This is a genomic window from Shinella sp. GW821-FHT11G07 (assembly GCF_058808115.1).
Genome location: NZ_JBXARJ010000002.1, coordinates 539,027 through 565,821 on the forward strand (window position 1 = coordinate 539,027; position 26,795 = coordinate 565,821).

At 61.3% G+C, this 26,795-nt stretch carries 26 protein-coding genes and 1 pseudogene; 15 read left to right on the forward strand and 12 right to left on the reverse strand.

The genetic code is table 11. The annotated features are described in order from the left end of the window. Position 1: 1 nt before the first annotated feature. Entirely contained in the window at positions 2–301 is a 300-nt protein-coding gene (locus AC1RT2_RS06060; protein WP_150129881.1) for a hypothetical protein, read from the reverse strand. On the opposite strand from AC1RT2_RS06060, the gene AC1RT2_RS06065 reads away from it, so the two are divergent. From AC1RT2_RS06065 to AC1RT2_RS06085, 5 genes are all read left to right on the forward strand, one after another. After that, entirely contained in the window at positions 282–1,931 is a 1,650-nt protein-coding gene (locus AC1RT2_RS06065) for a Na/Pi cotransporter family protein (RefSeq protein ID WP_493100295.1), read from the forward strand. The genes AC1RT2_RS06060 and AC1RT2_RS06065 overlap by 20 nt on opposite strands. 80 nt (positions 1,932–2,011) lie before the next feature. Beyond that, a complete protein-coding gene (gene glmU, locus AC1RT2_RS06070; protein WP_493100297.1) occupies positions 2,012–3,391 on the forward strand; it encodes a bifunctional UDP-N-acetylglucosamine diphosphorylase/glucosamine-1-phosphate N-acetyltransferase GlmU in 1,380 nt (459 codons plus the stop codon). A 138-nt stretch (positions 3,392–3,529) separates the two neighbouring features. Continuing rightward, positions 3,530–5,356, forward strand: coding sequence for a glutamine--fructose-6-phosphate transaminase (isomerizing) (gene glmS / locus AC1RT2_RS06075; RefSeq protein WP_493100300.1), 1,827 nt, complete (start codon positions 3,530–3,532; stop codon positions 5,354–5,356). Continuing rightward, the gene (locus tag AC1RT2_RS06080) at positions 5,353–5,847 is read left to right on the forward strand and encodes a GNAT family N-acetyltransferase (protein ID WP_493100302.1); all 495 of its coding nucleotides are present in this window, start codon (positions 5,353–5,355) and stop codon (positions 5,845–5,847) included. Before glmS ends, AC1RT2_RS06080 begins: the two co-directional genes overlap by 4 nt. Before the next feature lie 35 nt (positions 5,848–5,882). Then, positions 5,883–6,590: a DUF502 domain-containing protein gene (locus AC1RT2_RS06085; RefSeq protein WP_069058751.1), complete on the forward strand. Its 708-nt coding sequence runs from the start codon at positions 5,883–5,885 to the stop codon at positions 6,588–6,590. A 39-nt stretch (positions 6,591–6,629) separates the two neighbouring features. Here the strand turns inward: AC1RT2_RS06085 and AC1RT2_RS06090 are convergent, their stop codons facing one another. Together AC1RT2_RS06090 and recG are read right to left on the reverse strand one after the other, a co-directional pair. After that, on the reverse strand, positions 6,630–6,845 hold the full coding sequence (locus AC1RT2_RS06090; protein ID WP_493100304.1) for a hypothetical protein: 216 nt from the start codon (positions 6,843–6,845) through the stop codon (positions 6,630–6,632). A gap of 75 nt (positions 6,846–6,920) precedes the next feature. Next, the gene (gene recG / locus AC1RT2_RS06095; protein ID WP_493100306.1) at positions 6,921–9,026 is read right to left on the reverse strand and encodes an ATP-dependent DNA helicase RecG; all 2,106 of its coding nucleotides are present in this window, start codon (positions 9,024–9,026) and stop codon (positions 6,921–6,923) included. A gap of 106 nt (positions 9,027–9,132) precedes the next feature. Between recG and AC1RT2_RS06100 the strand changes: the two genes are divergently transcribed. Together AC1RT2_RS06100 and mfd are read left to right on the forward strand one after the other, a co-directional pair. Next, positions 9,133–9,441 carry an FAD assembly factor SdhE gene (locus AC1RT2_RS06100; protein WP_493100308.1) on the forward strand — a complete coding sequence of 103 codons (309 nt, stop codon included), beginning with the start codon at positions 9,133–9,135 and terminating at the stop codon, positions 9,439–9,441. Continuing rightward, complete coding sequence (gene mfd, locus AC1RT2_RS06105; protein ID WP_493100310.1) at positions 9,438–12,950, forward strand: transcription-repair coupling factor; 3,513 nt, start codon at positions 9,438–9,440, stop codon at positions 12,948–12,950. Before AC1RT2_RS06100 ends, mfd begins: the two co-directional genes overlap by 4 nt. 16 nt (positions 12,951–12,966) lie before the next feature. Here mfd and AC1RT2_RS06110 read toward each other — a convergent pair whose 3' ends face one another. From AC1RT2_RS06110 to AC1RT2_RS06120, 3 genes are all read right to left on the reverse strand, one after another. After that, positions 12,967–13,398 (reverse strand): GNAT family N-acetyltransferase, encoded by a 432-nt coding sequence (locus AC1RT2_RS06110; protein WP_493100312.1) that lies wholly within the window; start codon positions 13,396–13,398, stop codon positions 12,967–12,969. Positions 13,399–13,424: 26 nt separating this feature from the next. Next, positions 13,425–14,096 carry a DsbA family oxidoreductase gene (locus AC1RT2_RS06115; protein ID WP_493100314.1) on the reverse strand — a complete coding sequence of 224 codons (672 nt, stop codon included), beginning with the start codon at positions 14,094–14,096 and terminating at the stop codon, positions 13,425–13,427. A gap of 135 nt (positions 14,097–14,231) precedes the next feature. Further along, complete coding sequence (locus tag AC1RT2_RS06120) at positions 14,232–16,028, reverse strand: extracellular solute-binding protein (protein WP_493100403.1); 1,797 nt, start codon at positions 16,026–16,028, stop codon at positions 14,232–14,234. A gap of 290 nt (positions 16,029–16,318) precedes the next feature. Between AC1RT2_RS06120 and AC1RT2_RS06125 the strand changes: the two genes are divergently transcribed. Further along, the gene (locus AC1RT2_RS06125) at positions 16,319–16,945 is read left to right on the forward strand and encodes an invasion associated locus B family protein (RefSeq protein WP_069058759.1); all 627 of its coding nucleotides are present in this window, start codon (positions 16,319–16,321) and stop codon (positions 16,943–16,945) included. 200 nt (positions 16,946–17,145) lie between these two features. Beyond that, positions 17,146–17,853: a FadR/GntR family transcriptional regulator gene (locus tag AC1RT2_RS06130; protein WP_083242969.1), complete on the forward strand. Its 708-nt coding sequence runs from the start codon at positions 17,146–17,148 to the stop codon at positions 17,851–17,853. Here the strand turns inward: AC1RT2_RS06130 and AC1RT2_RS06135 are convergent, their stop codons facing one another. The 5 genes from AC1RT2_RS06135 to AC1RT2_RS06155 form a co-directional block, all read right to left on the reverse strand. Continuing rightward, positions 17,854–19,644 (reverse strand): cation:proton antiporter domain-containing protein, encoded by a 1,791-nt coding sequence (locus AC1RT2_RS06135; RefSeq protein ID WP_493100316.1) that lies wholly within the window; start codon positions 19,642–19,644, stop codon positions 17,854–17,856. A gap of 110 nt (positions 19,645–19,754) precedes the next feature. After that, on the reverse strand, positions 19,755–20,102 hold the full coding sequence (locus AC1RT2_RS06140; RefSeq protein ID WP_069058762.1) for a hypothetical protein: 348 nt from the start codon (positions 20,100–20,102) through the stop codon (positions 19,755–19,757). An 18-nt stretch (positions 20,103–20,120) separates the two neighbouring features. Next, positions 20,121–20,390, reverse strand: coding sequence for a hypothetical protein (locus AC1RT2_RS06145; RefSeq protein WP_069058763.1), 270 nt, complete (start codon positions 20,388–20,390; stop codon positions 20,121–20,123). Positions 20,391–20,581: 191 nt separating this feature from the next. Further along, on the reverse strand, positions 20,582–21,106 hold the full coding sequence (locus tag AC1RT2_RS06150) for a DUF992 domain-containing protein (protein ID WP_069058764.1): 525 nt from the start codon (positions 21,104–21,106) through the stop codon (positions 20,582–20,584). Between the two features lie 193 nt (positions 21,107–21,299). Further along, entirely contained in the window at positions 21,300–21,512 is a 213-nt protein-coding gene (locus AC1RT2_RS06155; protein WP_493100319.1) for a hypothetical protein, read from the reverse strand. 674 nt (positions 21,513–22,186) lie between these two features. Between AC1RT2_RS06155 and AC1RT2_RS06160 the strand changes: the two genes are divergently transcribed. Together AC1RT2_RS06160 and AC1RT2_RS06165 are read left to right on the forward strand one after the other, a co-directional pair. Next, positions 22,187–22,375, forward strand: coding sequence for a hypothetical protein (locus AC1RT2_RS06160; RefSeq protein ID WP_493100321.1), 189 nt, complete (start codon positions 22,187–22,189; stop codon positions 22,373–22,375). Between the two features lie 871 nt (positions 22,376–23,246). Further along, positions 23,247–23,861, forward strand: a complete 615-nt coding sequence (locus AC1RT2_RS06165; protein ID WP_493100323.1) for a DUF6362 family protein — start codon at positions 23,247–23,249, stop codon at positions 23,859–23,861. A 138-nt stretch (positions 23,862–23,999) separates the two neighbouring features. Here the strand turns inward: AC1RT2_RS06165 and AC1RT2_RS06170 are convergent, their stop codons facing one another. Beyond that, positions 24,000–24,557, reverse strand: coding sequence for a hypothetical protein (locus AC1RT2_RS06170; protein ID WP_493100325.1), 558 nt, complete (start codon positions 24,555–24,557; stop codon positions 24,000–24,002). Between the two features lie 708 nt (positions 24,558–25,265). On the opposite strand from AC1RT2_RS06170, the gene AC1RT2_RS06175 reads away from it, so the two are divergent. From AC1RT2_RS06175 to AC1RT2_RS06190, 4 genes and pseudogenes are all read left to right on the forward strand, one after another. Next, positions 25,266–25,439 carry a hypothetical protein gene (locus tag AC1RT2_RS06175; protein WP_493100327.1) on the forward strand — a complete coding sequence of 58 codons (174 nt, stop codon included), beginning with the start codon at positions 25,266–25,268 and terminating at the stop codon, positions 25,437–25,439. Positions 25,440–25,473: 34 nt separating this feature from the next. Next, a pseudogene (locus AC1RT2_RS06180) lies at positions 25,474–25,728 on the forward strand (DUF1515 family protein); the annotation flags it as partial. A 171-nt stretch (positions 25,729–25,899) separates the two neighbouring features. Then, positions 25,900–26,319, forward strand: coding sequence for a hypothetical protein (locus AC1RT2_RS06185; RefSeq protein ID WP_493100329.1), 420 nt, complete (start codon positions 25,900–25,902; stop codon positions 26,317–26,319). A gap of 206 nt (positions 26,320–26,525) precedes the next feature. Beyond that, positions 26,526–26,774 (forward strand): hypothetical protein, encoded by a 249-nt coding sequence (locus tag AC1RT2_RS06190; protein WP_493100331.1) that lies wholly within the window; start codon positions 26,526–26,528, stop codon positions 26,772–26,774. Positions 26,775–26,795 lie beyond the last annotated feature (21 nt).

Genomic DNA, 26,795 nt, shown 5'->3' on the forward strand with positions numbered 1-26,795 from the left:
TCTAAATTTCCTCATGAACGCGGCCATGCGGCCGGAAATCGTCTCTTAAAGGAAAGTTCACGGGAATTGAAGTGCGCAACGTGCTTGCAATGCTGCGCAAAATAACCGCTCGCACACAAGCGGGCTTTGCTTCGATTTCCTTTGCCGGCAAACCAAATTTTTTTGAAATTATTGGCAGATTTCCGACGAATTCCACTGTCATAATTTGAAAATTCATGCTCGGATGCGTGATCACCGCCGTGAGTCCGTTCGCGACCGGGGTGTGGAGGAGGATAACAAAGGTGGAATCTACAATCGTCATGATCAACCTTTTCGGCGCGGTCGCGCTGCTCCTGTTCGGTCTCGCGCAGGTGAAGGACGGCATGACGCGGGCCTTCGGCGTCAAACTGCGCTCCGGGCTGGCGCTTGGCACGCGCGGGCCGTTCCGCTCCTTTTTTGCCGGTTTCGTCGCGACGGTCGCCCTGCAGAGTTCTACGGCAACGGCCCTGATGATCGCCTCTTTCGTCGAGCGCAATCTGGTGCGGGCGCGGATGGCGCAGATCGTGCTGCTCGGTGCCAATGTCGGCACGGCCGTCACCGCCTGGCTGGTGGCGACGGGCATCGAATCGATTTCACCGCTGATCATCCTGGTCGGCGTCGTGCTTTATAAATCGAGCAGCTCCACCGCGCGGCAGGGCCTTGGTTCGGCGCTTGTCGGCATTGGCCTGATGCTGCTCTCCCTGCATCTACTTGGCCTTGCCACGGAGCCGATGCGCCAGTCGCCAGCGCTCGCCGCATTCCTGAAGCTTCTCGACGGCGCCTGGCCGGCGGCGCTCGCCTTCTCGACCGTGCTGGCCATCATTTCCTCGTCGAGCCTTGCGGTCGTCGTGCTGATCCTGTCGCTCGCATCCATGGGCATTCTTTCTCCCGCCTTGACCGTCATCCTCGTGCTCGGCGCCAATCTTGGTGGCGCCGTGCCGCCGGTCATCGCGACGCTGAAGGCCGCAGCCTCTGCGCGCCGGGTCACGCTTGGCAATCTTCTGGTTCGCGGTGTGGGGTGTCTTGTCGTGCTTCCCTTCGCGGGACAGGTTGCCGGACTGCTGGCGATGCTGCCCGTCCCCGCCGCAAAACTGCCGGTCGACGTGCATCTGGTCTTCAATATCGCCGTCGCGCTGGTGCTCTGGCCGCTTTCCAGCCCACTGTCACTCCTTATGGAAAAGCTTGTTCCGGAGGAGAAGCAGCCGGAAACAGGGCCGAAGTACCTAGACGATACCGCGCTTTCGACGCCGGTGATCGCGCTTTCCGGCGCGACTCGTGAAGTGCTACGGGTCGGCGATATCATCGAATCCATGCTGATCAGCACCATGCGGGCCTTCAACGACAACAATCTCGCGCCGCTGAAAGATGTCGCCGAGCTGGAACGTCAGGTCGATGCCCTGCAGCAGGAGGTGAAGATCTATCTCTCGCGGCTTGGCCGGCAGGGCGTGGGCGGCGAATCGGCGGCCCGCTCGATCGTCATCATCGATTATGCGATCAACCTCGAGCATGTCGGCGACATCATCGAAAAGGGCCTTCAGGAGCAGGTGCGCAAGAAAATCGTCAACGGCCTGAAATTTTCCGATGACGGCTACAAGGAACTTGCCAACCTTTTCAACCTGACGATCGAGAACCTGCGCATCGCCCAGACGATTTTTGTCACACGGGATTCCGGCCTGGCGCGTCAGTTGGTGGAGGTGAAGGTCGATGTGCGCCGCATGGAGAAACAATCCTCCGAACGCCACCTCGAACGGCTGCGCGACGGCCGGCTGGACAGTCTCCAGACCAGTTCGCTGCATCTCGATATCCTGCGCGACCTGAAGCGGGTGAATGCCCATCTGGTGTCGGTCGCCTATCCGATCCTCGACGAAAGCGGATTGCTGACGGAAAGCCGGCTGCGCAGCAACACCAAATGAGCGGGTGCGAAATCCCTTTGTCTCTTCGCGTGGCTTTTTGCTAAGGAACGCCATCGATTTCGGATGAACGAGGGATTCCCATGACTGCAGACCGCCCGAAGCGCAATTGCCTGGCTGTCATTCTGGCAGCGGGCGAAAGCACGCGTATGAAGTCGTCGCAGTCGAAGGTCCTGCACCCGGTCGGTAACCGGCCGATGATCGCCCACGTCGTTGATGCACTCGCCAAGGCCGGCATTTCCGATATCGCGCTGGTATTGGGCCGCGACGCGGAAAAGGTCGAAGCATCGGCAAAGAACGCTGCCGTCACAAGTTCTGTCCACATCCAGACGGAACGCCTCGGCACGGCGCATGCGGTGCTCGCGGCCCGTGCAGCCATCGCCAGGGGCTATGACGACGTGCTCGTCGTCTTCGGGGATACCCCGCTTATCACCGAAACCCCGTTGATCGCCGCGCGCGATGGCCTTGCGGCCGGCGCGGACGTGGTCGTCATCGGTTTCGAAACCGCGGACCCCACCGGCTACGGCCGATTGCTCGTCGAGAACGGCGAATTGCTGGCGATTCGCGAGCACAAGGATGCAAGTGAAGCCGAACGCGCCATCACTTATTGCAATGGTGGCCTGATGGCGATCGATGGCCGCAAGGTGCTCCAACTGATCGACCGGATCGGCAACAACAACGTCAAGGGCGAGTACTATCTCACCGATATCGTTGAGATCGTGCGGGCCGCAGGCGGCCGTGCCATCGCCGTCGAAGCGCCGGAAGAGGAACTGACTGGCTGCAACACGCGCGCCGAACTCGCCGTTATCGAGCGGCTCTGGCAGCATCGTCGCCGGCACGAGATGATGCTCGACGGCGTTTCGATGATCGCGCCGGAAACCGTCTTCCTGTCCTATGACACGGTGATCGGGCGGGATGTGACGATCGAGCCGAATGTCGTCTTCGGCCCGGGCGTGACCATCGAGAGCGGTACTGTCATCCATTCCTTCTCGCATATCGAGGGCGCCCATGTCGCGACGGATGCGGAAATCGGCCCCTATGCGCGACTGCGGCCGGGCGCAAATCTCGGCGAAGGCGCAAAGGTCGGCAATTTCTGCGAGGTGAAGAAGGCGGAGATCGGTGCGGGCGCCAAGGTCAACCACCTGACCTATATCGGTGACGCTGTCATCGGGTCCAAGACGAACATTGGCGCCGGAACCATCACCTGCAATTACGATGGCATCAACAAACATATAACCCACATCGGCGCCAACGCCTTCATCGGATCGAATTCGTCGCTCGTCGCACCGGTGTTGATCGGCAACGGCGCCTATGTCGCGTCGGGCAGCGTCGTCACCGAAGATGTGCCGGACGATGCGGTCGCTTTCGGCCGCGCCCGGCAGGAAAACAAGCTCGGGCGGGCCGCCATCATCCGCGCGCGTAACCAAGCGCTCAAGGATGCAAAGAAGAAGGCGGCCGAATAGCCGCCGCATCTGCCCCGTTACAACACGTGTTTCACATTAATGCTTGCAATTGAAAGTGAGCATGGGCGTGTTGCGCCGCGGTAAAAAATCTCTACGAAAAGAACGAAATCAAAACCATTCGAAAGAGCGGAGCGGCTTATGTGCGGAATTGTCGGGATCGTAGGAAACCAGCCTGTCGCGGCTCGGCTCGTCGATGCCCTGAAACGCCTTGAATACCGGGGGTATGATTCCGCGGGCGTGGCCACCATCGTTGACGGAAAGCTCGCGCGGCGCCGCGCTGAGGGCAAGCTCGTTAATCTGGAAAAGCGGCTCGGGGAAGAACCGCTGGCCGGCGTCATCGGCATTGCCCACACCCGCTGGGCAACGCACGGCGCTCCGACGGAAGGCAACGCGCATCCGCATTTCGTCGATGGCGTCGCCGTCGTCCACAACGGCATCATCGAGAATTTTTCCGAGCTGAAAGATGAGCTGACGGCCGAAGGTGCGACCTTCGCGACGCAGACAGATACCGAGGTCGTCGCGCAGCTCGTCGCAAAATATCTCCGGCAGGGCCTTGGCCGTCGCGAGGCGATGCATGCCATGCTGCGCCGAGTCACGGGCGCCTATGCGCTCGCGGTCATCTTCGAGGATGATCCGTCGACCATCATGGCTGCCCGCAACGGCCCTCCGCTCGCCGTCGGCTACGGCAAGGGCGAGATGTTCCTTGGTTCCGACGCCATCGCGCTTGCGCCATTCACCAACGATATCAGCTATCTCATCGACGGTGACTGGGCGGTGATGGGCCGCGACGGCGTGCACATCTTCGACATCGACGGCAACCGTGTCGAGCGTCCGCGGCAGATCTCTTCCGCCGCCGCCTACCTGGTCGACAAGGGCAACCACCGCCACTTCATGGAAAAGGAAATCCATGAACAGCCGGAGGCGATTTCTCATGCGCTTGGCCACTACGTCGATTTCCTGACCCACACGGTTCGCCCCGTTGCGACGGACATCGATTTCGCCAAGGTGCCGAGCCTTGCCATTTCTGCTTGCGGCACGGCCTATCTCGCCGGTCTCGTCGGAAAATACTGGTTCGAGCGTTATGCCCGCCTGCCGGTCGAAATCGATGTGGCGTCCGAATTCCGCTACCGCGAAATCCCGCTGAATTCCGCCTCGGCGGCGCTCTTCATTTCCCAGTCCGGGGAAACCGCCGACACGCTGGCTTCGCTGCGCTACTGCAAGGAACACGGCCTGAAGATCGGCGCCGTGGTCAACACGAAGGAATCGACGATCGCCCGCGAATCGGATGCGGTCTTCCCGATTCTCGCCGGTCCGGAAATCGGCGTCGCCTCAACAAAGGCCTTTACGTGCCAGTTGACCGTTCTGGCCGCGCTGGCGGTCGGTGCGGGCCGGGCGCGTGGCACGCTCACCGAGGCAGAGGAAAAGGACCTCGTTCGCTACCTCGCCGAGATGCCCCGCATCATGGCAAGCGTGCTGAACACCATCCAGCCATCGATCGAACAGCTTGCCCGCGAACTCACCAAGTTCAAGGACGTGCTCTATCTCGGCCGCGGCACCAGCTATCCGCTGGCGATGGAAGGTGCGCTGAAGCTCAAGGAAATCTCCTACATTCACGCGGAAGGCTACGCTGCCGGCGAGCTGAAGCACGGGCCGATCGCGCTGATCGACGAGAACATGCCCGTCATCGTCATCGCGCCGCATGACCGTTTCTTCGAGAAGACCGTGTCGAACATGCAGGAAGTGGCGGCTCGTGGCGGCCGGATCATCTTCATCACCGACGAGAAGGGGGCTGCCGCCTCGAAGCTCGAGACCATGGCGACGATCGTTCTGCCGAATGTCGACGAGATTATCGCGCCGATGATCTATTCGCTGCCGATCCAGCTGCTCGCCTATCATACGGCGGTGTTCATGGGCACGGACGTCGACCAGCCGCGCAACCTTGCCAAGTCCGTCACGGTCGAATGATCGTCCGGCCTGACCAGCCAACCGATATCGACGCCATCCGCACGCTGACGGAAACGGCGTTCCGGACGGCGGCGCATGCCGACGGAACGGAACATGTCATCATCGACCGCCTGCGGGCAGCCGGTGTCCTGACGTTGTCGCTTGTCGCGGAGGTCGATGGGTTGATCGTCGGCCACGTCGCCTTCTCGCCGGTTACGGTCTCCGATGGCAGCTCTGACTGGTATGGCCTGGGCCCGATTTCGGTTGATCCCGGGCGGCAAGGCGAAGGTATCGGCAGCAGGCTGGTGCGGGAAGGGCTGGACCGCCTGAAGGCTCTGGGCGCGGCCGGTTGCGTGCTGCTCGGTGATCCCGCCTACTACCGCCGTTTCGGTTTTGAGCCTGATCCGAAGTTGACGCTGGACGGGGTGCCGCCGGAGTATTTCATGCGTGTGGCGTTTTCACCGGTTTACGGCGGGGGAACCGTTTCCTATCATCCGGGTTTCTACGGCTGAGTGGCCTCCCACGCTCGCCTCACGCTGGATACCCGATGACCGACCTTCTTCCGAGACAGTCGCCTGCCATGCGGCTGCGTAACAATTTTCTGACCGGCCTCGTCATCTGCGCGCCGATCGCCATCACTATTTGGTTGACCTGGACCTTCATCCGCTGGGCCGACAGCTGGGTAAAACCCTATATTCCGGCGCAGTATAACCCGGAAAGCTATGTCCAGTTCGCCATTCCCGGTTTCGGCCTGCTGACGGCGCTCGTGCTGATCACGCTGGTCGGCTTTCTCGGCAAGAACCTTATCGGCCGTACCATCGTCGAGTTCGGTGATTCGCTGTTCAACCGCACGCCACTGGTGCGCACGGTACACAAGAGCCTCAAGCAGATCTTCGAGACAGTGCTGAAGGACAAGGGCACGTCCTTCAACAAGGCGGCGATGATCGAATATCCGGGGCCAGGCCTTTGGGCGATCGTTTTCGTCGCGACCGATGCGCGCGGCGAGATCGCGACGAAATTCAAGGCGATGGGCAAGGATATGGTCGCCTGCTTCCTGCCGCCGACGCCGTTCCCCACGGCAGGTTTCCTCGTCTATGTACCGCGGGAGAAACTGGTGCTGCTCGACATGAGTGCGGAGGATGCCGCCAAGCTCATCATTTCCGTCGGGCTCGTGACGCCGCCGGAAAAGACATTGCAGTTGCTGGAGAGCGAAGAGCAGCGCAAGGCAAAGGCGAAAGCCAGGAAAAAGAGCTGACGAGAGGCGAGCCGCCCCGACAGGGACGGCTCGAACGGCTTACTTTGAAGCCGTCACGTCTTTTTGGTCTTCCAGAAGGATCTGGTCCACTTCTGCGGGTAGACGGGATTGTTTTTCCGTGGTGACGACGCTCGCCGTCGTAATCGTCTTGTCGACGTTTGCGGCCGCATTGATCTTGCTGTGGCCGGCACAGTCCGCAAAGGCTGCGGATGCCGAGAGGCCAAGCGTTGCTGCGACTATGAGAACTGTCTTCATGGCATTTCTCCTTCTTCGCTTGTGCGAAACAAGTATGCCTTCACAAGCTATATCGGCGAAATCACGATTTTGTGGTCACCCGGCACGCAGAAAGCGGATCGCCTCGTCACGACGATGGAGATAGAGCAGGGTGCGGATCGCCTCGCCACGTGCGCTTGTCAGGTCGGCATCGCGTTCCAGCACGTAGGCTGCGTCCTTGCGCGCAATCTCCAGGAGATCGCCGTGCGCTTCGAGGCTCGCCACCAGAAAGCCCGGCGTGCCGGATTGCCGGGTCCCCAGCAACTCGCCTTCGCCACGTAGCTTCAGGTCCTCTTCGGCGATGCGGAAGCCATCTTCCGTGTCGCGCAGGATGGAAAGGCGCGCCCGTCCATTCTCGCTGAGCGGCCCCTTGTAGAGCAGGATGCAGCTCGACGCCTCGTCGCCACGTCCCACGCGGCCGCGCAACTGGTGCAACTGGGCGAGCCCGAAGCGCTCGGCATGTTCAATCACCATGATGGTGGCATCCGGCACGTCCACACCGACCTCCACGACGGTCGTCGCCACCAGAAGCCGCGTCTCGCCGCTCTTGAAGGCAAGCATGGCCGCGTCCTTCTCCGGCCCGCTCATCCGCCCGTGCACGAGGCCGGCGGCGGGGCCGAACACGCTGGCGAGCGTCGCGTGCCGCTCCTCGACGGACATCAGGTCGCTCTCTTCCGATTCTTCGACGAGCGGGCAGATCCAATAGGCCTTCTTGCCCTCGGCAAGGGCAGCGCGCAGCCGGTCGACGATCTCGCCGACGCGCTCCTGCGCCACCACGACGGTCTGGATTGGCTTGCGGCCGGCCGGCTTTTCCGTCAGCTTGGACACATCCATGTCACCGAAGGCCGCAAGCACCAGCGTGCGGGGAATGGGCGTCGCCGTCATCACCAGCATGTGCGGTGAGATACCCTTGGCGGTTAGTCGCAGGCGCTGGTGTACACCAAACCGGTGCTGTTCATCGACGACGGCGAGCACGAGGTCGTTATAGACGACATTGTCCTGGAACAGCGCATGGGTGCCGATGACGATCTGCGTTTCACCGGAGGCGATGCGCTCGAGGATGGCATCGCGTTCGCGGCCCTTCGTCCGTCCGGTCAGGACGTCGATGGTGACGCCGGCAGGTGCCGCCATGCGGGACAGCGTGGCAAAATGCTGCCGGGCAAGGATTTCGGTGGGCGCCATCAGCACGGCCTGCCCGCCGGATTCGACGGCCGCCAGCATCGCCATCAGCGCCACCGCGGTCTTGCCCGCGCCGACATCGCCCTGCAACAGCCGCAACATACGCTGCTCGCCTGCGATATCCTTGAGCACCTCGGCGATTGCCACCCGCTGGCTGTTCGTCAGCGAAAAGGGCAGGGCGTCGATGACCGGTCGGCTAAGCGCACCCGTCGCGACGACCGGCCGACCGGCGACCTTGCGCAGGCGCTGACGCACGAGGGCGAGCGATATCTGGCCTGCCAGAAACTCGTCATAGGCAAGCCGGCGGCGGGCAGGGGCCTGCGGATCTAGGTCCGTCTCGTCGCGCGGGTCGTGCAGGCGATGGATGGCATCGTAGGCGGAGGGGAACCCCTCCCGCTGCAACAGCGTCTGTTCGATCCATTCCGGCAGGTGCGGCACGCGGGCGATCGCCGCCTCCACCGCCTTGCGGAGCACGCGGGAGGTCAGGCCGGCGGTCAGGCCATGCACCGGCTCGACCAGCGGCAGGTTATCCGCTTCGCCAAGCCGGACCATGTAATCCGGATGCACCATCGAGGGCCGGCCGTTGAACCAGTCGACCTTGCCGCTGACGACCACCGTTTCGTCGATCGGCAATGCCTTTTCCAGCCAGTTGCCCTTGGCGCGGAAGAAGGTGAGCGCCAACTCGCCCGTCTCGTCGTGCAGGAAGACACGGTAGGGCTGGTTCGATTTGCCGGGCGGCGGCGGCTGGTGGCGATCGACGCGACCGGTGATCGTCACGATGACGCCCTGCTGCGCATTGGCAATGCCCGGCTGGTTGCGGCGATCGACGATGCTGTGGGGAAAATGGAAAACGAGATCGATGACGCGGCAGTCGTCGATGCTCTCCTGGTTGAGCAGGCGCGCGAACAGGTCTCCCAGCTTCGGGCCGATGCCCGGAAGGGAAGAAAGCGGTGCAAAGAGCGGATCGAGAAGGGCGGGACGCATGACCGGCAAAATCGCCGGAGAAGGACGCTTTGGCAAGGCTGACAAGTGGCTTTTGCCGGTCTATAGAAGCGCCAGACGATCCAAGCGGTAGAAAGTGAAGACGATCATGACGGGAACGACACGCTCCAGCGCCGAGATCGCCCCACGCCGCAAGCGCATCCTCTTTCGCTGCTGGCACCGCGGTATCCGCGAGATGGACCTGGTGCTCGGCGCTTTCGCCGATGCGGAGATCGAAAACCTCAGCGAAATCGAACTGGACGAGCTGGAACGCATCATGGAGGAGGAGGACAACGACCTCGTGAAATGGGTGACCGGCGAGATGCCGGTGCCTGAGGAATTTCGCGTCGGCCTCTTCCCCCGCATCGCCGCTTATCGTCCCGATTTCTCTCCGCTCTTCAAAGACGACCGCGCATGATCCCCGGTTTTTCCCCTGAACGCATTGCGGCTGCTGGCCATCCGCTGACCATCGGTGCCGTGCCGTCAGGCGTCGAGCCGCTGATCCTTGCCGACCTTGCGCGCAAGACCGGACCGATCGCCTTCGTTCTGTCGGACGGCCAGCGCATTTCCGATCTTGAACAGATGCTCGGCTTCGTCGCGCCCGACATTCCGGTGCTGACGCTGCCCGGTTGGGACTGTTTGCCCTATGACCGTGTGTCGCCGAGCGCCGAAGTGTCCGCACGTCGGCTGTCCGCGCTCTCGGCGTTGATCGCCCACCAGAAGAAGCCGCATGCGGCGATCGTGCTGGTTACCGTCAACGCCATGCTGCAGAAGACCGCGCCGCGCGCGATCATCGAAAGCCTCGCCTTCTCGGCCCGGCCCGGCAACCAGATCCGTATGGACGATGTGGCCGCGAGACTGGAGCGCAACGGCTTCGATCGTGTCGCAACCGTGCGCGAGGTCGGCGAATATGCCGTGCGCGGCGGCATTCTCGATGTCTTCGTGCCCGGCAGCGGTGAACCGGTGCGTCTCGATTTCTTCGGTGACACGCTGGAATCGATCCGTTCCTTCGACCCGGCCAGCCAGCGCACGACGGGCCAGGCGCGTTCGCTCGACCTCAATCCGATGAGCGAAGTGACGCTGACGCCGGAGACAATCTCCCGGTTTCGCACGCAATATCTCGCCTCCTTCGGCGCTGCGACACGCGACGATGCGCTCTACCTCGCCGTCTCCGAGGGCCGTCGCTATGCCGGCATGGAGCACTGGTTGCCGCTGTTCTACGACGAGCTGGAGACGACCTTCGACTATCTCGAGGGCTTTCGCATCGTTACCGACCATACGGTGCGGGAATCGGCGGTCGAGCGCTCGCGCCTGGTGCGCGACTATTACGATGCCCGCGTGGCATCCGCGACGCCCGGCAAGGGGCAGGTGGCACAGTCCACGCCCTACAAACCCGTTCCGCCCGGCCAGATCTATCTCGATGCCGAGCGCTTTGCGCAGGAACTGGATCAACGCAACGCCATCCGCCTGACGCCGTTCAACGAGCACGACGGTGAAGCGCGGCATGTCGAGGCGATCGAGGCGCGACCGGGCATGCGCTGGGCACGGCCGAGCGGTAGCGAGGATGCCGAGGGCGCCCGCGTCAACGTGTTCGGCCAAGCCGTGACGCATATAGCGGACAAGCGCGCGGCGGGTGCCAAGGTTCTCGTCACGGGCTGGTCGGAAGGGTCGCTCGACCGCCTGTTGCAGGTTTTGTCGGAACACGGCCTCGCCAATGTCGTGCCCGTCGAAAAATTTGCAGATCTGCGCAAGCTAAAACCGGGTGAGGCGGGGTCTGCCGTTCTCAGCCTTGAAAGCGGTTTTGAGACCGGTGACATCGTCGTCATCGGCGAGCAGGATATTCTGGGCGACCGCATGGTACGGCGCTCGAAGCGGCGCAAACGCGGTGCTGATTTCATCACCGAGGTCGCCGGGCTGGACGAAGGCTCGATCGTCGTGCATGCCGAACACGGCATCGGCCGCTTCGTCGGCCTGCGCACCATCGAGGCGGCAGGCGCACCGCATGCCTGCCTAGAACTCGTCTATGCAGACGACGCAAAACTCTTCCTGCCGGTGGAAAACATCGACCTGCTCTCGCGCTACGGCGGTGAGGGCAGCGATGCGATGCTCGACAAGCTCGGCGGCGTCGCCTGGCAGGCGCGCAAGGCCAAGCTCAAGAAGCGCCTGCTCGACATGGCGAACGGCCTCATCCAGATCGCAGCCGCGCGCCTGGTGCGCCATGCGCCGGTGCTCGTGTCGCCGGAAGGCATTTACGACGAATTCGCCGCCCGCTTCCCCTATGACGAGACCGACGACCAGGCGACCGCCATCGACGCCGTGCGCGAAGATCTCGGCGCCGGCCGGCCGATGGACCGGCTCGTCTGCGGCGACGTCGGCTTCGGCAAAACGGAGGTAGCGCTACGCGCCGCCTTCATCGCTGCTATGAACGGCGTTCAGGTCGCCGTCGTCGTGCCGACCACGCTGCTCTCGCGCCAGCATTTCAAGACGTTCACCGACCGTTTCCGCGGGCTTCCGATCCGCTTGCAGCAGGCCTCCCGCCTTGTCGGCTCGAAGGAACTGGCGCTGACGAAGAAGGAATTGTCCGAGGGCAAGACGGATATCGTCGTCGGAACCCACGCGCTGCTTGGTAGCTCGATCAAGTTTGCCAATCTCGGCCTGCTGATCATCGATGAGGAGCAGCATTTCGGCGTGAAGCACAAAGAGCGGTTGAAGGATCTGAAGAGCGACGTGCATGTGCTGACGCTTTCTGCGACGCCTATCCCGCGCACGCTGCAGCTCGCCATGACGGGCGTTCGCGAACTGTCGCTCATCACCACACCGCCGGTCGACCGCATGGCGGTGCGCACCTTCATCTCGCCGTTCGACCCGTTGGTCATCCGCGAGACCTTGATGCGCGAGCACTATCGCGGTGGCCAGAGCTTTTATGTCTGCCCGCGTCTCAGCGACCTTTCGGAAATCCATGATTTCCTGCGCCAGGATGTGCCGGAACTGAAAGTGGCTGTCGCGCACGGTCAGATGCCGGCGACCGAACTCGAAGACATCATGAACGCCTTCTACGAGGGACGTTACGACGTGCTGCTTTCGACGACCATTGTCGAATCCGGTCTCGACGTGCCGACCGCGAACACGATGATCATCCACCGCGCCGACATGTTCGGCCTCGCCCAGCTCTACCAGCTGCGCGGCCGCGTCGGCCGGTCGAAGGTGCGCGCCTTCGCGCTGCTAACGCTGCCGGTCAACCGGACGCTGACGGGCATGGCGGAACGCCGCCTCAAGGTGCTGCAATCGCTAGACACGCTCGGCGCCGGCTTCCAGCTCGCCAGCCACGATCTCGATATCCGCGGCGCCGGCAACCTGCTGGGCGAAGAGCAGTCCGGCCACATCAAGGAGGTCGGCTTCGAGCTTTACCAGCAGATGCTCGAAGAGGCCGTCGCCGAGATCAAGGGCGATGAAGAAGTCGCCGACAGCGGCTGGTCGCCGCAGATTTCGGTCGGCACGCCGGTGATGATTCCTGATGATTACGTGCCGGACCTACACCTGCGGCTTGGCCTCTACCGCCGCCTCGGCGAGATTACCGAGCTTGGCGATATCGATGCTTTCGGTGCCGAACTGATCGACCGCTTCGGCCCGTTGCCGCTCGAGGTGCAGCATCTGCTGAAGATCGTCTACATCAAGTCGCTCTGCCGCGTGGCGAATGTCGAAAAGCTTGATGCCGGCCCGAAAGGTGTCGTCGTGCAGTTCCGCAACAAGCAATTCCCGAACCCGGCGGCCCTTGTCGGCTACATTTCCAAGCAGGGCACGCTGGCGAAGATCAGGCCCGACCAGAGCCTGTTCCTGTCCCGCGACTACCCGACGCCGGAAAGGCGCCTGACGGGCGCGGCCCAGGTGATGACGCAGCTTGCGGGGTTGGCGAAACAGGGGGCCTGAAGGAAGACCGCTTGTCTCAGCGCAAGCGTTTCTTCATGAAATAGAGGGGGATCGCGCCGCCATCTCCTTCGAGTTCGCCGAACGCCACGTAGCCCTGCTTCTCGTAAAAGGCGCGTGCCTGGAAGGCGAATGTTCCGAGCCACACGCCGATGGAACCACGCTTGCGTGCAATCGCCTCCGCTTCCGTGAGCAGTTCGGCTCCAAGCCCGATGCCGCGGTAGGACTGTGGTACGAGCAGGAATTTGATGTAGGTCCAGCCGTAGTCGTCCGTGCCGTAGAGGCCGCCGATGACCGCGTTGCTCTGAGGATCGCGTAGCACGATAGCAAAATCCGGCGTTTCCGGTGCGAAACCGCGCATTTCAGCGTTGAAAGCGGTGAGGGCGGTATCGATGGTGTCGTGGATTTCGGCAGAGGGGTTTTCGGCTACGATCTCGACGATGGGGCGCATGCAAACTCCAAGTTGACGAAACGGGTCTACGTATCGGCGGCGCGTTCCTTTGCCTTCACGGCCACGATCTCGCGGAAAGCGTTGGTCAGCACGTCCACCGACTGCGCGCCCATTACCGCATACTTGTTGTCGATGATGAAGCAGGGCACGCCGGTGACGCCCATGTCACGGGCCATGCCGATCTCTTCCTTCACCGAATCGACATCCGCACCGGCGGAGAACAGGGCGCTCACGACGGCGCGGTCCATGCCGCTGTTTTCCGCGATATCGAGCAGCACCTCACGGTCGCCGACATTGCGCCCCTCTTCGAAATAGGCCTTGAACAGGGCCATCGCCACGCGGCCCTGGATTTCTGGGCTCTCGATCATCGCCCAACGCAGCAGACGGTGGGCATCCAGCGTGTTCGGGCTGATTTTCACGGCCGGAAAATCGAAATCGATGCCGTCCTCATGGCCGAGACCCGTCAGCATCTTGTGCGCCCGCTCGACGGCGTCGGCGCCACCGAGCTTTTCCGCGAGGTGTTTCTTGTGGTCGACGCCTTCGGCGGGCATGTCCGGATTGAGCTGGTAGGGGCGGAACGTCACGGCCACGGCAAAGTCGCCCTTGACGTTGTCGATCGCTTTCTCAAGCCGTTTCTTGCCGAGGTAACACCAGGGGCAGACGACATCCGAAACGACATCGATCGTAATGGCTTCCATCCGGATTTCCTTTCGAGACGCCGGAACGGTCCGGCCGCCGCATTTCGACGCGGCACTTGAACGCCGAGATAGGCTGGTCTGCCGCGGCTTTCAACAGGTTACCTCAAAGTACCCTTAATTCTGGGGATGTCCCCTTTATTGTGCCCGCTCGTCCCACCATACGGGCAACTGGAAGCCCCAGAGCGGCGTCATCTCCGGTCGGCCGATATGTTTGTTGCGCGCCATCCATTGCTGGCCCAGATGATAGAGCGGGACGATGTAATTGCCGGAAAGCAGCATGCGATCCTGGAGGCGAACGGCGGACTGGAAATCCTCTGCCGACCGGGCGGAGAGAATGGCCGCCATGACACGGTCGATATCGGGATCGGCGACGCCTGCGAAATTCTCGCTGCCTTCGAGATCGCGCGCCTGCGTTCCCCAGCGTCGCACCTGTTCGAGACCTGGCGACAACGACGACAGGAAGGCCTTCATGATGACATCGTAGTCGAAGGTCTGGCTGCGGCTCTGATATTGCGAATCGTCGACGGTTCTGAGGCTTACCCGCACACCGAGGGCGGCAAGGAAGCGCTGGTAGGCGAGGGCGAGTTTTTCCTGGTCGGCGTTCTGCGTCATGATTTCAAAGGCGAGCGGCTTGCCGGAGGCATCGACCATGCGGCCGTCCTTGATCGAATAGCCCGCCTTCTGGAAATGGCCCATCGCTTCCCGCAGCACCTTGCGGTCGCGGCCCGAGCCGTCGGTCACCGGAAAACGATGCGTGCCGGCGAGCACGGAGGGATCGATTTTGCTCACCGCGTCGCCGATGATGTCACGCTCGCGCGCGTCGATCGGCATATTGAGCGAGGACAGTGCGGAATTCTGCCAGAAACTTTCCGTGCGCGTATAGGCGTTTTCAAACAGCGTGCGGTTGACCCATTCGAAATCGAAGACGAGCGAGAGCGCCTTGCGCAATTCCGTGTTCTGGAAGACTGGCCTGCGTGTGTTGAAGACGAAGCCGAACATCACCGGCGGCAGTTTCGACGTCACGGCGTCCTTGATGACCGTACCGGAGTGGACCGCAGGAAAATCGTAGCCGCGCGCCCATTTTGTTGGATTGCCTTCCTGGTAGACGTCGATCACGCCCTTCTTGAAGGCCTCGAACAGCGAATTGTCCTGCAGGAAATACTCGACGGATATCTCGTCGTAATTGTCGAACCCGACCTTCGAGGGGATGTCCTTGCCCCAGTAGTTCGGGTCGCGCTCGTAGACGATGCGTTCGCCTGGCTTTACCGCCTTGACCTTGTAGGGGCCGGAGCCGAGCGGCAAGGCGAGCGATGACCGGTCGAAGGTCTCCACGTCGATCGCGTGTTTCGGCAGGATCGGCGAGAAGGCGATGAGGAGCGGCGCCTCGCGGTCACCTTTCTCGTTGAAGGTGAAGCGGACGCTGTTTTCACCGGTCTTTTCAAGTTTTTCGACGGCATTCAGGCGGATGCTGAACGGCGCACGGCCCTTGTCGCGCATCAGCTCGAAGGTGAAGATCACGTCTTCCGGCGTCACGGGCTTTCCGTCCGCCCAGCGCGCTTTCGGGTTGAGATGGAATTCGATGAAGCTGCGGTCGTCGTCCCATTCCACGCTTTCTGCGAGCAGGCCGTACATCGAGAAGGCTTCGTCGCGCGAGCGCACCATCAGCGATTCGTAGACGAGATTGCCGAACTCCGGATCCCACATGCCGCGCGCCGTCGTGCGCATGCTTTTCAGGATGAAGGGATTGAGGCTGTCGAAGGTGCCGACGACACCATAGGAAATGCGACCACCCTTCTTCACGTCCGGATTGACGTAGCTGAAGTGCTTGTAGTCGGCCGGCAGGGCCGGGTCGCCATGCATGGCAATCCCGTGGAGGGGGGCGGCATGGCCAAGGCTGGCGGGCAGGCCGATAAGGCAGGCCGCAAAGGCCATCAGAAAGGGACGCAAGGGGATCTCCTCGTGAGGTCCGGATGATTCTTTGTTATTATAACCGCTGGAACGGGGACAGCAGTGTGGCAAGTGAGGGAAATCGAATGTGTGCGGGATTTTCGCAAGAAAAGCTGGATATCCGGCTCTGCCCATTGTAACAGGGTTCGCCGAAGCGGGTCATGCAAATGCCTCAATTCGCCGACAGGAGAGCGCACGGCTGACCACACGCCCGAGAGGGGCTCAAGGAGGGGCGTCGTCGCTCCGGCACCGGATTTTCAGGAGACCGAATTCGTATGATCTTCACATCGCACCTCATCAAGCGGACCGTGCTTTCCGCCTTTGCTGCTAGCGTTGCCCTGGCGGCTGCGCCCTCCGCATCGCTCGCCCAGCAGCAGGCCGCTCCGCCGAAGGGCTGGTTCAAGGTCTGCACCAAGCAGGAAGACAATGACGTCTGCATTGTGCAGAACCTGCTGGCGGCCAACAGCGGCCAGCTGATCACTGCCGTCGGCCTGATCACCGTCACCGGCAAGACCAACCGCAAGATCATGCAGGTCTCGGTGCCGAGCGCGCGTCTCATCCCGCCGGGCATCCAGATGCAGATCGACGGCGGCAAGGGCCAGAAGCTCGACTACGCCATCTGCATGCCCGACAAGTGCGTCGCCGAAGTGCTTCTGACAGACCAGATGATCGCCAGCCTCAAGAAGGGCGGCGAACTCGTTCTGACCTCGATCAACTTCCAGCGCGCCCCGAACCCGATCAAGATTTCGCTCGAAGGCTTCACCGGCGTCTTCGACGGCGAGCCGATCGAACAGTCGAAGCTCGAAGAGCGCCAGCGCCTGCTGCAGGAAGAAATGCAGAAGAAGGCTGAAGAGGCCCGCAAGAAGCTTGAAGACGCCCAGAAGGCGGCCAAGAGCCAGTAAGCCTACGGCTGATCAAGACATGAAGAACCCGGCCACGAGCCGGGTTTTTTGTATGTGAAGGCCGGGTGACACGATCGGGCTTTGCGGAATCGGCGGGGCGCTTTATACCTGCACGATTGTTCCGGACCAGAGGGGTGGGGCCGGGGCGGAGGAGGGGGATATTCTTGCGCAAAGGTTTGCTTGAAACCGTCATCAGCGGGATGAACACGCGTACCAGCCACGCCCAGGTCGTCAACGAACTGGGCAGGGCCATCATCGCGGGGGACTATCCCGTCGGGGCGACGCTGCCGGGCGATGCCGAGCTTGCCGCCCGCTTCAAGGTTTCCCGCACCGTTCTGCGTGAGGCGATGAAGACGCTCGCGGCCAAGGGCCTTGTGGTGCCGCGCGCACGCATCGGCACCCGCGTGACGCCGAGCATGCAATGGAACCTCTTCGACAGCGACATCCTCACCTGGTACTTCGCCGTCGGCGTCAACGAAGATTTTCTGCTGCATCTTTCCGAGGTGCGGCTGGCCTTCGAGCCGCATGCGGCGGCCCTGGCGGCGCGGCATGCTTCCGAGGCCGATATCAGCCAGATGATGCGCCTTGCCGTCGCCATGGGCGATCCGGAGCATACGGCGGAAACGCTCGCCATGGCCGACCTGAAATTCCACCTGTCCGTGCTCGAGGCCTCGCGCAATCCCTTCCTGCGCACGTTGGGCAGCCTCATCGAAGCCGGACTTGTCGGCGTCTTCAAGCTGAGTTCACCCGCCTCCGATCGCGGCAAGATCAGCGACGTGTCGACCAGCCATATCCGCATCGTCGAGGAAATCGACAAACGCGACGAAGATGGCGCAAGGCGCGCGATGGAAAACGTCATCCGGGTTGGACGCGAGCGGGTCGTCGAGGCCCTGCGCGGCGAAGAATAGTCAGGTGGGCGACGGCCCGGCGAGGTCAAGTTCGCCCTGCGTAGCATCCTTCGGGCGGTGCCCCTTTTGCGCATCGCCGGCAAGCAATCGATCGGTCATCGCTGCAGCAAGCTCTTCCTTGGCCATGACAATGTGATTAGCGCCGAATTGCCGGAGATGATCGGCCTCGGCCTGTGAGTTCGCCCGCGCCACGATGCTGATCGCGCCATTGGCGGCGCGCGCCTGCTCGATCAGCGTGCCGGCGGCAAACGCATCCGGAAGGGCGGTCACGAACCAGCGCGCGCCGGCAATATTGGCCTGCGCCAGCACGCCGCGGCTGCCGGCCGGTTCACCGATGGCCTCGATGCCGCCGTCGCGCAACTCTTCGGCCACGCCGGCCCGCTCCTCGATGACAAGCAGGGGGATGCCGGCCGCACGCAGCTGCTCGACAATGCGCCTGCCGACGCGGCCGTAGCCCACCACCACCGCATGGTCTGTGAGCATGGTCGGTTCCGGCACATCCTGTGCAGGCTCCTCCGGCTGCGTTGCCGCGTCCTCGTCTCCTGCCGGTTCCGCGGCGGCTGGGGCTGCGTCGAGCTTCGCGCCATAATGATCGAGCGCCAGGAAGAGCAGGGGATTGACGAGGATCGAAAACAGAGCGCCCGCAACGATAAGATCCTGCGCGACGGGCGGCAGCAGGTCGAGGCCGACACCCAGAACGACCAGGATAAAGGAGAATTCACCGATCTGCGCCAGGCTGGCGGCGATGGTAAGCGCAATGGTGCGGGGATAGCCGAATGCCTTGACGATCAGGTAGGCGGCTGCCGACTTGATGAAGACGATCGTCACGATCGTTGCAAGGATCGCCAGCGGCCGTTCGATCAGGTTGACCGGATTGAACAGCATGCCGACGGAGACGAAGAAGAGAACTGCGAAGGCATCGCGCAATGGCAGCGTTTCGCGTGCCGCCTGCTGGCTGAGCTGCGATTCGGCCAGCACCATGCCGGCAAAGAACGCGCCGAGCGCGAAGGAGACACCGAAGAGTTTTGCCGAGCCATAGGCAACACCCAGCGCAATGGCGAGGACCGACAGGCGGAAAAGCTCCCGCGAGCCGGTATGCGCCACATAGTGCAGGATCATCGGGATGACCTTGCGCCCGACGATGAGCATCAGCGCGATGAAGGCTGAAACCTTGAGCGCGGTGACACCGACCGCCGTCCACACGGCGCCGATACCGAGCGCCCGCGTCAAGTCAGGATCGACATTGGCAGTCTGTGCCGTGCCGCCCAGCACGCCGGCCAAAGGCGGCAGCAGCACGAGCGTCAGCACCATCACCAGATCCTCGACGATCAGCCAGCCGACCGCGATGCGGCCCTTTTCCGTTTCCACCATGCGGCGTTCCTGTAGCGCGCGCAGCAACACCACGGTACTCGCGACGGAAAGCGACAGGCCGAACACGAATCCGCTGCCCGCCGACCAGCCCATCGCCAGCGCAAGCAGCAGGCCGAAGACGGTCGCCACCGCGATCTGGCCGAGCGCACCCGGAATGGCGATCGCCCGCACCGACAGCAGATCCTTCAGGGAGAAATGCAGTCCAACGCCAAACATCAGCAAGATGACACCGATCTCCGCCAGTTCGTTCGCGAGATTCTGGTCTGCGACAAAGCCGGGTGTGAACGGGCCGATGATGACGCCGGCCAACAGGTAGCCGGCTATCGGTGGCAGGCGAAAACGATGCGCAACCAGCCCCGCCGCGAAAGCGAGGCAGATACCGGCAACCAAGGTTGCGATCAGCGGTGTCGCATGGGGCAACGCACTATCCCGATTCCTTTGAGAGAACGCCCGCAGTTCGCAGGAAGTTCTCTATAATTCAAGAGGATAGGGTAGCGTCGCCAATTTCTGTGCGCAAGGCGGTAAATGCATCAGCCGTCGTTGCTGGCGTCCAGTTCTTCCGGGCGTTTGCCCTCGTCTACCGGGCGGGTGGCGAGCTGGGCAGCCCCCATCGACTGGTAGAGATTGAAAAGCGCCTCGCTCGCCCGCGCCGCAAGCCGGAACCATTCGCTGTTGCCGGCGATTGCGGGGTGGTGGAGAAGCTGGTCATCGACGAGATCGAGCACGATGGAGGCCGTGTGCACCGCTTCGTGAAAGCCGAAGGAACCGGACGTATAGTGGGACAGCAGTACTGGCGGCGTCATGGCGCGCTCGTCAGCCAGAATGTCGAGCTGCTTCAGGCGTTCGTCTTCCAGTTCGATATCGGTGCTTTCCAACATGATCGTCTCCATTCGTTTCTAATCCCACAGATACTCGATTCGAGCGTGACGACGGAGAAGAAGAAGCGAGCGATCCGGCTGTATTTGATAGGTTTCCACGACACGGCGGCCACGATTGTCGAAGAACGTATGGTCGAACGTGCTGCCGACCGGCGCTTTCGTCAATTTGCTGCGCGGCTGCCCACCATAGGTGATGCTGCCGGGGATGGGCTCGACCGAATGCGGGGCACCGGTCGTGCAGGCGGCAAGCAGGAGCATGGATAGAAGAACGGGCACAAGACGGGTCATGATGGTCTCCTCGTCAGCATTCTAAAGCATGTCGCGCAAAGTGTGCAGCGGTTTTGCGATAAAGATATGCGAAGAATCAAGGACCTAAAGCACAAGGGGCGACTCTGATGGATCGCGGCGCACTTTAGCGGATCACCGTGCGGCAGCCCTCATGAGAAACGGGCGGCCAAGGCCGCCCGCTTTCGTCCGTATCAGCCCTGCGGCGTCAGCGTCACCGAAGTGCCGGTTGCCGCCAGGTTGAGGCCGATCTGACCGCTGATGCTGATCGTCTGCAGGTGGATCGAACCCGACGTGCCGCCAACCAGCAAGTTGGTGCCGACACCGAAGCCGAGGGTCGCTTCAGCTGTCGCGCCTTGGTAGAGGCCGCCGAGCGAACCCTGATGGTAGCCTGCCGTCGGCGCGAAGACCGCCCAGACGATGCGGCCCTGCGTGGTGAAGCCGAGATCGACGCCCAGCTTGCGAATGACGCCGCTGTAGGAATCATGTGTGCCGCGGCTGGAGGAGAAGACGCAATCGACGGTCTTTGCCGAACCCAGCACATAGCCGACTCCGCCGCCAACGTCGCAGGTCAGCATCCCGATCTTTACGCCGCCCTGGTCGCCACGGTCGACATAGGTCGGCGCTTCTTCGCGAGTAACCATGTCTGCCGCGCCGGCTGTCGTCGCGATAGCCTGCGCAAGGGTCAGCGCGAGGACTGTTCCGAGCTTCTTGTTCATCTGTGCACTCCTTCTAACAGGCACGATAATGGCGAATCCGGCAAAATTGTTCCGGGTCGCGGAGCATCTCATGGCGAAGATCGTGGCAGAGTGTGGGCAGGTAATCTTTTGATAACAAATTGCGGGGCCGGATGGCGACGGCGTCCACCGATTGAGGCTTTTCAACAACATGTCCGGGGCAGGGCGCGCGACGTTACACTTGATTGATTGTCGGCAGATGCGTGATGACCTCGTCACGGCGCTTTTCGTCGAGGCGCGCGATATGCTCGTTCCAGAACGTTTCAGCCGCGCGCGTCTCGTGTTTCCATTGCCGTGTACTGAGTTGATTGTCGTCGATCTTCGCCAGCCGCCCGCCGCCGAGGCGAACATATTCTGCGGCAAGTCTTGCGGTGGATGTCTGTTCCATGCCGGCCTCCTGTGGTGGCCAACCAGAAACCCGCCTGCTGCCCGATTGTTCCGGCAACAAAAAAGGCCGGGGCGAAACCGCACCGACCTTCCTCATCATCACCTATTCACCAGTGCCAGTACATCCGTGGTCAAGGGCAGCAGGTGATGGCGGCTATTGCGAGCGGCAGATATTTTCCAGCGCTCATCAGCAATGCCGATGACGGTGATATAGGTGGGCATTGTGTTCAAAACAAGGGCTCTCCCGAAAAGGAGCGTCTGCCAGTAGGCCTCCTGCATTGACGAGGCGGGCAAAACTGCTAAAAAGCCGCATCGCTTGAGGGATGAAACCGCCGCAACACACGGTTTCACGCTTTTCCGAAACCGGGAAAAGAGTGCCTTCTCAGAGTGGAAGAGTGTCCGAGTGGTTTAAGGAACCGGTCTTGAAAACCGGTTGGACCGGTTTTCACTCATCCTTGATAGTCCCACTACAGCCCGCATTATTAGCCTTTTGTCTGCCGAGCAGGCGGATTTGTGCCCAGATATATCGGCTCGTGCTACCGCGTTGGGTAGCAAAAGGGCAGCAACGGTTCACCGGGTGTTCCGAGTCCTTGGACTGATAGTCACGCTCTCCACACATTTGCGTTCGAACATCCCAGGAGACATACGAGGGCTCGAGCTTTCGAGGGGGAACCGATGGCCGCTACAGTCCAGCAAATCCGCAAGGCCATGTCGGATCTCGCGGACATCATCGAGAACAATCCCGAAGGTGAAAGGGCATGGTCCTGGTTTGAGCGCTTGGAGCGCGAACTACCGATACACGAAAGCCGCAACACCCGGCTCGCTGCTGCCCGAGCGGCTTTTCAACGTCCGGAATCCTCATGACCCTGACCGTTTCATAAATCCGACAAGCCAGGGCGGATCTCGCTACAATCATTGAAACTGCCCCTGAGGGCGCGAAGTATTGGCCGCTATTCGAGAGGTTGGAGCGGGAGCTTGCCACTCGCCAAGATCGTTCCGCCCGGCTGGCGACCGCCCGTGCGGCCGTGGCTCGTGATGAACTCGACGGTTAGCGTCGATATAGCTTGCCCCGGGCGGCGACGGGAGCAATAGTGTCCCCACTCCGCCGTGTCCCGCTACAATAAGGGCCACGCCGGCATATAGAGGGCGCCTGCGGGCGCCTTCGCTATTTGATGCAGCGGTAAACGTCGAACTGACTTTCGTTCTTAGTCTGTTCTTCGCTATATAGTGTGCAGGCAACCCGGCGACCCCGCTGCTTAAAGTGACGAATATCGTCGCTTTCGCCACCCACTGAGACCGCCATGAATGGCTCTGTCACGACCGAACATCTTCCGCGTCGCTCGAGAGGTCGGCATTCGGCTAGTTGCCTCCAAGAAGCACAGTCCCACCAGCCGCCGACCATTTCAGTGTTTCTGTAAGCCGACCATTCGGGAAATAGGCCAGCGATGGGGTGAGGAGCATCTGCGACTGACGCTGATGCTGGTGACCGGGACGAGGCATAACGCCCATCACCTTTTCGCCGACGTCCTGAAAGCCGTCGCCCGGCTTCTGACCAACAATCCTGAGCTGATTAAACGGCCTAGCTTGGTTGATGACTTCAATGCTCTGGACTTTGGCCAGCTCCGCCGCCAGGCGAGGGGGCTACGCTCCGGCGTGGCCCCAGTCGACGTGCTCGTAATCCTGCTGACTCTCCGGTTCATGCCGTCAGAGTAAATATTCCCCCCAGAGAAATCGAATGAACTTCCACGATTGGACGGCGAAGGCCGTCGAGCATCGCATCCTTGAAATGGCCGACACCATCAGAAAGCTTCCCGCGGTGAGGGGACCTAAAGCATACGGATCGGCTATGCCGGACGTTGTCCACCGGCAGGTCGAGGCATACGGGAGCAACAGGCCTCGATACCGCGAGACCGCTTCGGCCGGCGAACTGGCACGCATGGAAGAGGTCTGGGACTGGATCAACGATCTACCCGAACAGGCCGAACGTCAGTTTTTGTATGCCTGGTCCTGGGTAAAAGTGCGGAAAGGGCTCACTATCTCCCGCTTCGCAGAAGAAAATGACATGAGCGAGCGAACTTTGCGCCGCGCTGTAACCGCTGTGTGCCAGCGCGTTGCCGACAACCTGAACCGATCATGTCAGGTTCGGCTTTCGACCCCGGATTGCGTCGTGTCCGAAAGTTCGGCATTCTACACCTCAATCAAGGTATCGTCCGAAATTTGCGCCACCGAGTGGCGAGATTCGGACGCGAGGCCGCACATCGACCCTGCTCAGCCGAAAAGCCGAGTAATCGAACCCCGAAACATCCGGGCGCGGCATTCAAACAAGAATCGCAGCCTCGGCGTCCGGTAGGATATGCCTCAAGTACAGCAAGCCCTACAGGCTACGCATCCTTGCTCTCCTTGTCGGGTAGGAGTTTGCAGTGGCGGCACTGAAGAGTGCGCGATGGCCAGCGGTCAAGCCGAGAGGGTAGCACGGCAAGCCGAGCAGCTACATTCCGATGGAGAACGAACCGGTTTCGCTTGCTTTATCGCGCACCATCCCCAGTGTCCCCTTTTTTGCCAGGAACATGTGCACCTTCTCAATCGTATCCAAGCCGTCTTCTGCCTTAAGCTCGCACGGCATAAAGGCTACATGCATGGCGCAGGATTTTTGAGCGAATCCAATCGCTTCGGCGCATGTTTTGCAGACTGTTCTCGTTGAGAAAAAGTGGACTGTTCCCGTCCTTTCGAGTTCGCCGATGGAATATAGATAATTGATGAGACGGACCTCAGTGTGCAGATCCTGCATGCCCCCTCGCTTTATGAGCGGATTGACTACCGGCGTGCTTGGGATGAGGGAGCCTTGAACAAAGGTTCTGACACTCTTCGACAGACCGCTCACGTTCGAGTAGCTAAGGTACTCTTTCACTCCACCTGAATTGGTTACTATGGCAGAGCACAGATTGTGCTTCTCGGGGTCATGGGCGAAGCCATCATTTTCTATGATCAATAAGCAGTAAGCTGCGTATAAATTCTGGGCATAACTTACGATTTCATCTTCAGTCATTTTGTACCCTCGCCGGTTGTCGCAGCACCGGTTCGGACTTTCGCGCATGCGTAGACGAATGGCAAGACGATAACGGGGGGCAGGAGTTGCGCACAGCCCCTCCAAAGCCATTCGCCGAAAGGCAGACGAAATCGGGAAGCTCTCGCATACGGGCGAGGGAGCGAAGAAGCCGGCGCCGTACATTGCCGGTCCCGCTTGAACGCTGAGAGTTGCGCCTCAGCCTTCCCGACCCCATACGGCATAGTCGTAAAAGAACGACGGACAAGGCTATGGCCCGTGAGGCGGATGGGAAAGTGCGGGAGGCGCAAGCCGATTGACCGCTACCCCAGATACCAAGCCGGGGTGGGAAGCGAGTGGTCGTTCTGACGTAACCGTAAGCCTGTAGGCAGGCATGTATCTGAATTGCGGGCAGGTTGAGTGGCGATCTGGTCCCTACGCTTAGGGGAAGCGGGCCACACATGAGCGGGACGGATGGGAGTGCGTTGTCCCTGGATGCACCACGCCGACGCACCGCCTGACCTGCGACCACATCAAGCGTAGGCCGAATGTCTTCAAGCCGCCGGACGGTCCGCGACCCTCGCAGGCGTCCGCACCTTCCAACTCGCATCGAGCATCGACCAGACCGGCGAATTCGACGCGCCGACCGTGGCACGCCTCCGTTCCATCTTTGAAGCTAAGGCTGCGGCCTGATCACGAAAGGAAACGACCATGGATAAGATCACGAAAGCACTCGCCGCGGCCGCCGGCGGCGCGGCTACCGGCACCATCGGCCTGCCATTCATGCCGGCCGATACGCCTTGGTATGGCTACCTCGCTCTTTACGTCATCACGATTGGCCTTCCAGCCGTGCTGACCTACCTGGCTCCGAAGAACAAGGACTGAGCCTGCGATGTCCCCATCCGACTTTGATCCACGTATGCATCAACAGATGGGCGAGGTTCTCGCCGAAATCCGCAATCTGCGAGACGCGTTCCGGCAATCTGAAATCAAATCCGACACCAGTTGATCGCGTGGGCAAAGTCGAAGGGGCGTGGCAGCGGTTCAGGAGGACGTGACGGAGATGAAGCCTGTCACCGACGAGGTGAGACGGTGGAAGCTTATGGGGATGGGGGCGCTTGGCGTGACAGGCCATGCCGCCATGGCACTGGGGGTGACGTTCAGTGAGGCCCTGAAGCGGATTGCGTGGGCGGTGATCGGGAAGGGTTAAGGTGATCGGACCAACAGGATGTCCCCCTTCTCCACGTTCGCGCCGTTCGCCTCACCGGAGGTAGGATCGATTGACGAAGAGGGATACTTCATTCACCCTTGCCGCTAAACGATCTACAACTCACGCAAGGATGACATGGACATTCACAGCCGTGAAGGCGCCGGTCCAGTTCGCTTCGGCATGGCTCGCGAAGAGGTGCTTATTCTACTTGCGGCGGAAGCGGTCAGCTTTATACGGAACCCGACCGACGTTCACCCTTGTGACCATTTCATCAGCCTAGGCTGTTTTGTCTATTATGCCGATAGGAACGGTTTGTTCGAGGCTATTGAATTTGCGGCTCCTGCAAAGCCTACTCTTAATGGCGTGGACTTGCTAAATGTGGGATTCATCGACCTCCTTGACATAATACGAGACGCAGATCCGCAAGTGTCCACCGATACCGAGGGTTTCACCTCAGTCCGTCTCGGTATTGGTGGCTGGGCGCCATCCCTCAAATCCGCCCCCAACTCTTCGGTGGAAACGATAATTGTTTTTTCGCCCGGCTACTACGACTGACGAAAGCCGCGGCTGACCGGATGCAGCAAGCCTCTCGATCTTGCGGCGGACCACGCTTCATCGAGCGAGGGAGGCGGGTAGGGATGGTGCTGATCGGGAAGGGGTGATGGAAACGAAATCGATCCTTCCAAAACGTCTTTTGCGCGATACCACGATACCATCACCCGAACCGTGGTAGAAGCAGTTTAGCGTACAGGAGAATGAGCATGGCGTCGTATTTCGTGGTTCAGTCGTTCAGTCCGGGTAAGCGCGGCTTGAAGCCCGACATTGCTGTCCAAGCCAATAGCGTCGTGCATGCAAGGCGGGTTGCCGAACGCCTTGCATTGAGTAAACCCATGGTCTTCGCGACTTTGATGGAAGGCGATCCAGAGAGTGGCGACTTTGGCGAGCCGAAGCTGATCTATTTCCATGGCGACGAAATGCCAGAGGAAGTCAGCAATATGCAACCGGTCTAGGGGAAGTGCGCGCCTGTGCGG

What these genes read in the sequence shown, in the direction of transcription:
- AC1RT2_RS06115 (WP_493100314.1), bottom strand. Translation starts at nt 14,096, where the DNA reads ATGGAAGCCATTACGATCGATGTCGTTTCGGATGTCGTCTGCCCCTGG.
- mfd (WP_493100310.1), top strand. Translation starts at nt 9,438, where the DNA reads ATGATCCCCGGTTTTTCCCCTGAACGCATTGCGGCTGCTGGCCATCCG.
- AC1RT2_RS06080 (WP_493100302.1), top strand. Translation starts at nt 5,353, where the DNA reads ATGATCGTCCGGCCTGACCAGCCAACCGATATCGACGCCATCCGCACG.
- AC1RT2_RS06140 (WP_069058762.1), bottom strand. Translation starts at nt 20,102, where the DNA reads ATGTTGGAAAGCACCGATATCGAACTGGAAGACGAACGCCTGAAGCAG.
- AC1RT2_RS06130 (WP_083242969.1), top strand. Translation starts at nt 17,146, where the DNA reads ATGAACACGCGTACCAGCCACGCCCAGGTCGTCAACGAACTGGGCAGG.
- recG (WP_493100306.1), bottom strand. Translation starts at nt 9,026, where the DNA reads ATGCGTCCCGCCCTTCTCGATCCGCTCTTTGCACCGCTTTCTTCCCTT.
- AC1RT2_RS06175 (WP_493100327.1), top strand. Translation starts at nt 25,266, where the DNA reads ATGGATAAGATCACGAAAGCACTCGCCGCGGCCGCCGGCGGCGCGGCT.
- AC1RT2_RS06160 (WP_493100321.1), top strand. Translation starts at nt 22,187, where the DNA reads ATGGCCGCTACAGTCCAGCAAATCCGCAAGGCCATGTCGGATCTCGCG.
- AC1RT2_RS06090 (WP_493100304.1), bottom strand. Translation starts at nt 6,845, where the DNA reads ATGAAGACAGTTCTCATAGTCGCAGCAACGCTTGGCCTCTCGGCATCC.
- AC1RT2_RS06155 (WP_493100319.1), bottom strand. Translation starts at nt 21,512, where the DNA reads ATGGAACAGACATCCACCGCAAGACTTGCCGCAGAATATGTTCGCCTC.
- AC1RT2_RS06100 (WP_493100308.1), top strand. Translation starts at nt 9,133, where the DNA reads ATGACGGGAACGACACGCTCCAGCGCCGAGATCGCCCCACGCCGCAAG.
- AC1RT2_RS06125 (WP_069058759.1), top strand. Translation starts at nt 16,319, where the DNA reads ATGATCTTCACATCGCACCTCATCAAGCGGACCGTGCTTTCCGCCTTT.
- AC1RT2_RS06170 (WP_493100325.1), bottom strand. Translation starts at nt 24,557, where the DNA reads ATGACTGAAGATGAAATCGTAAGTTATGCCCAGAATTTATACGCAGCT.
- AC1RT2_RS06060 (WP_150129881.1), bottom strand. Translation starts at nt 301, where the DNA reads ATGACGATTGTAGATTCCACCTTTGTTATCCTCCTCCACACCCCGGTC.
- glmS (WP_493100300.1), top strand. Translation starts at nt 3,530, where the DNA reads ATGTGCGGAATTGTCGGGATCGTAGGAAACCAGCCTGTCGCGGCTCGG.
- AC1RT2_RS06185 (WP_493100329.1), top strand. Translation starts at nt 25,900, where the DNA reads ATGGACATTCACAGCCGTGAAGGCGCCGGTCCAGTTCGCTTCGGCATG.
- AC1RT2_RS06165 (WP_493100323.1), top strand. Translation starts at nt 23,247, where the DNA reads ATGAACTTCCACGATTGGACGGCGAAGGCCGTCGAGCATCGCATCCTT.
- glmU (WP_493100297.1), top strand. Translation starts at nt 2,012, where the DNA reads ATGACTGCAGACCGCCCGAAGCGCAATTGCCTGGCTGTCATTCTGGCA.
- AC1RT2_RS06145 (WP_069058763.1), bottom strand. Translation starts at nt 20,390, where the DNA reads ATGACCCGTCTTGTGCCCGTTCTTCTATCCATGCTCCTGCTTGCCGCC.
- AC1RT2_RS06150 (WP_069058764.1), bottom strand. Translation starts at nt 21,106, where the DNA reads ATGAACAAGAAGCTCGGAACAGTCCTCGCGCTGACCCTTGCGCAGGCT.
- AC1RT2_RS06085 (WP_069058751.1), top strand. Translation starts at nt 5,883, where the DNA reads ATGACCGACCTTCTTCCGAGACAGTCGCCTGCCATGCGGCTGCGTAAC.
- AC1RT2_RS06190 (WP_493100331.1), top strand. Translation starts at nt 26,526, where the DNA reads ATGGCGTCGTATTTCGTGGTTCAGTCGTTCAGTCCGGGTAAGCGCGGC.
- AC1RT2_RS06120 (WP_493100403.1), bottom strand. Translation starts at nt 16,028, where the DNA reads ATGGCCTTTGCGGCCTGCCTTATCGGCCTGCCCGCCAGCCTTGGCCAT.
- AC1RT2_RS06110 (WP_493100312.1), bottom strand. Translation starts at nt 13,398, where the DNA reads ATGCGCCCCATCGTCGAGATCGTAGCCGAAAACCCCTCTGCCGAAATC.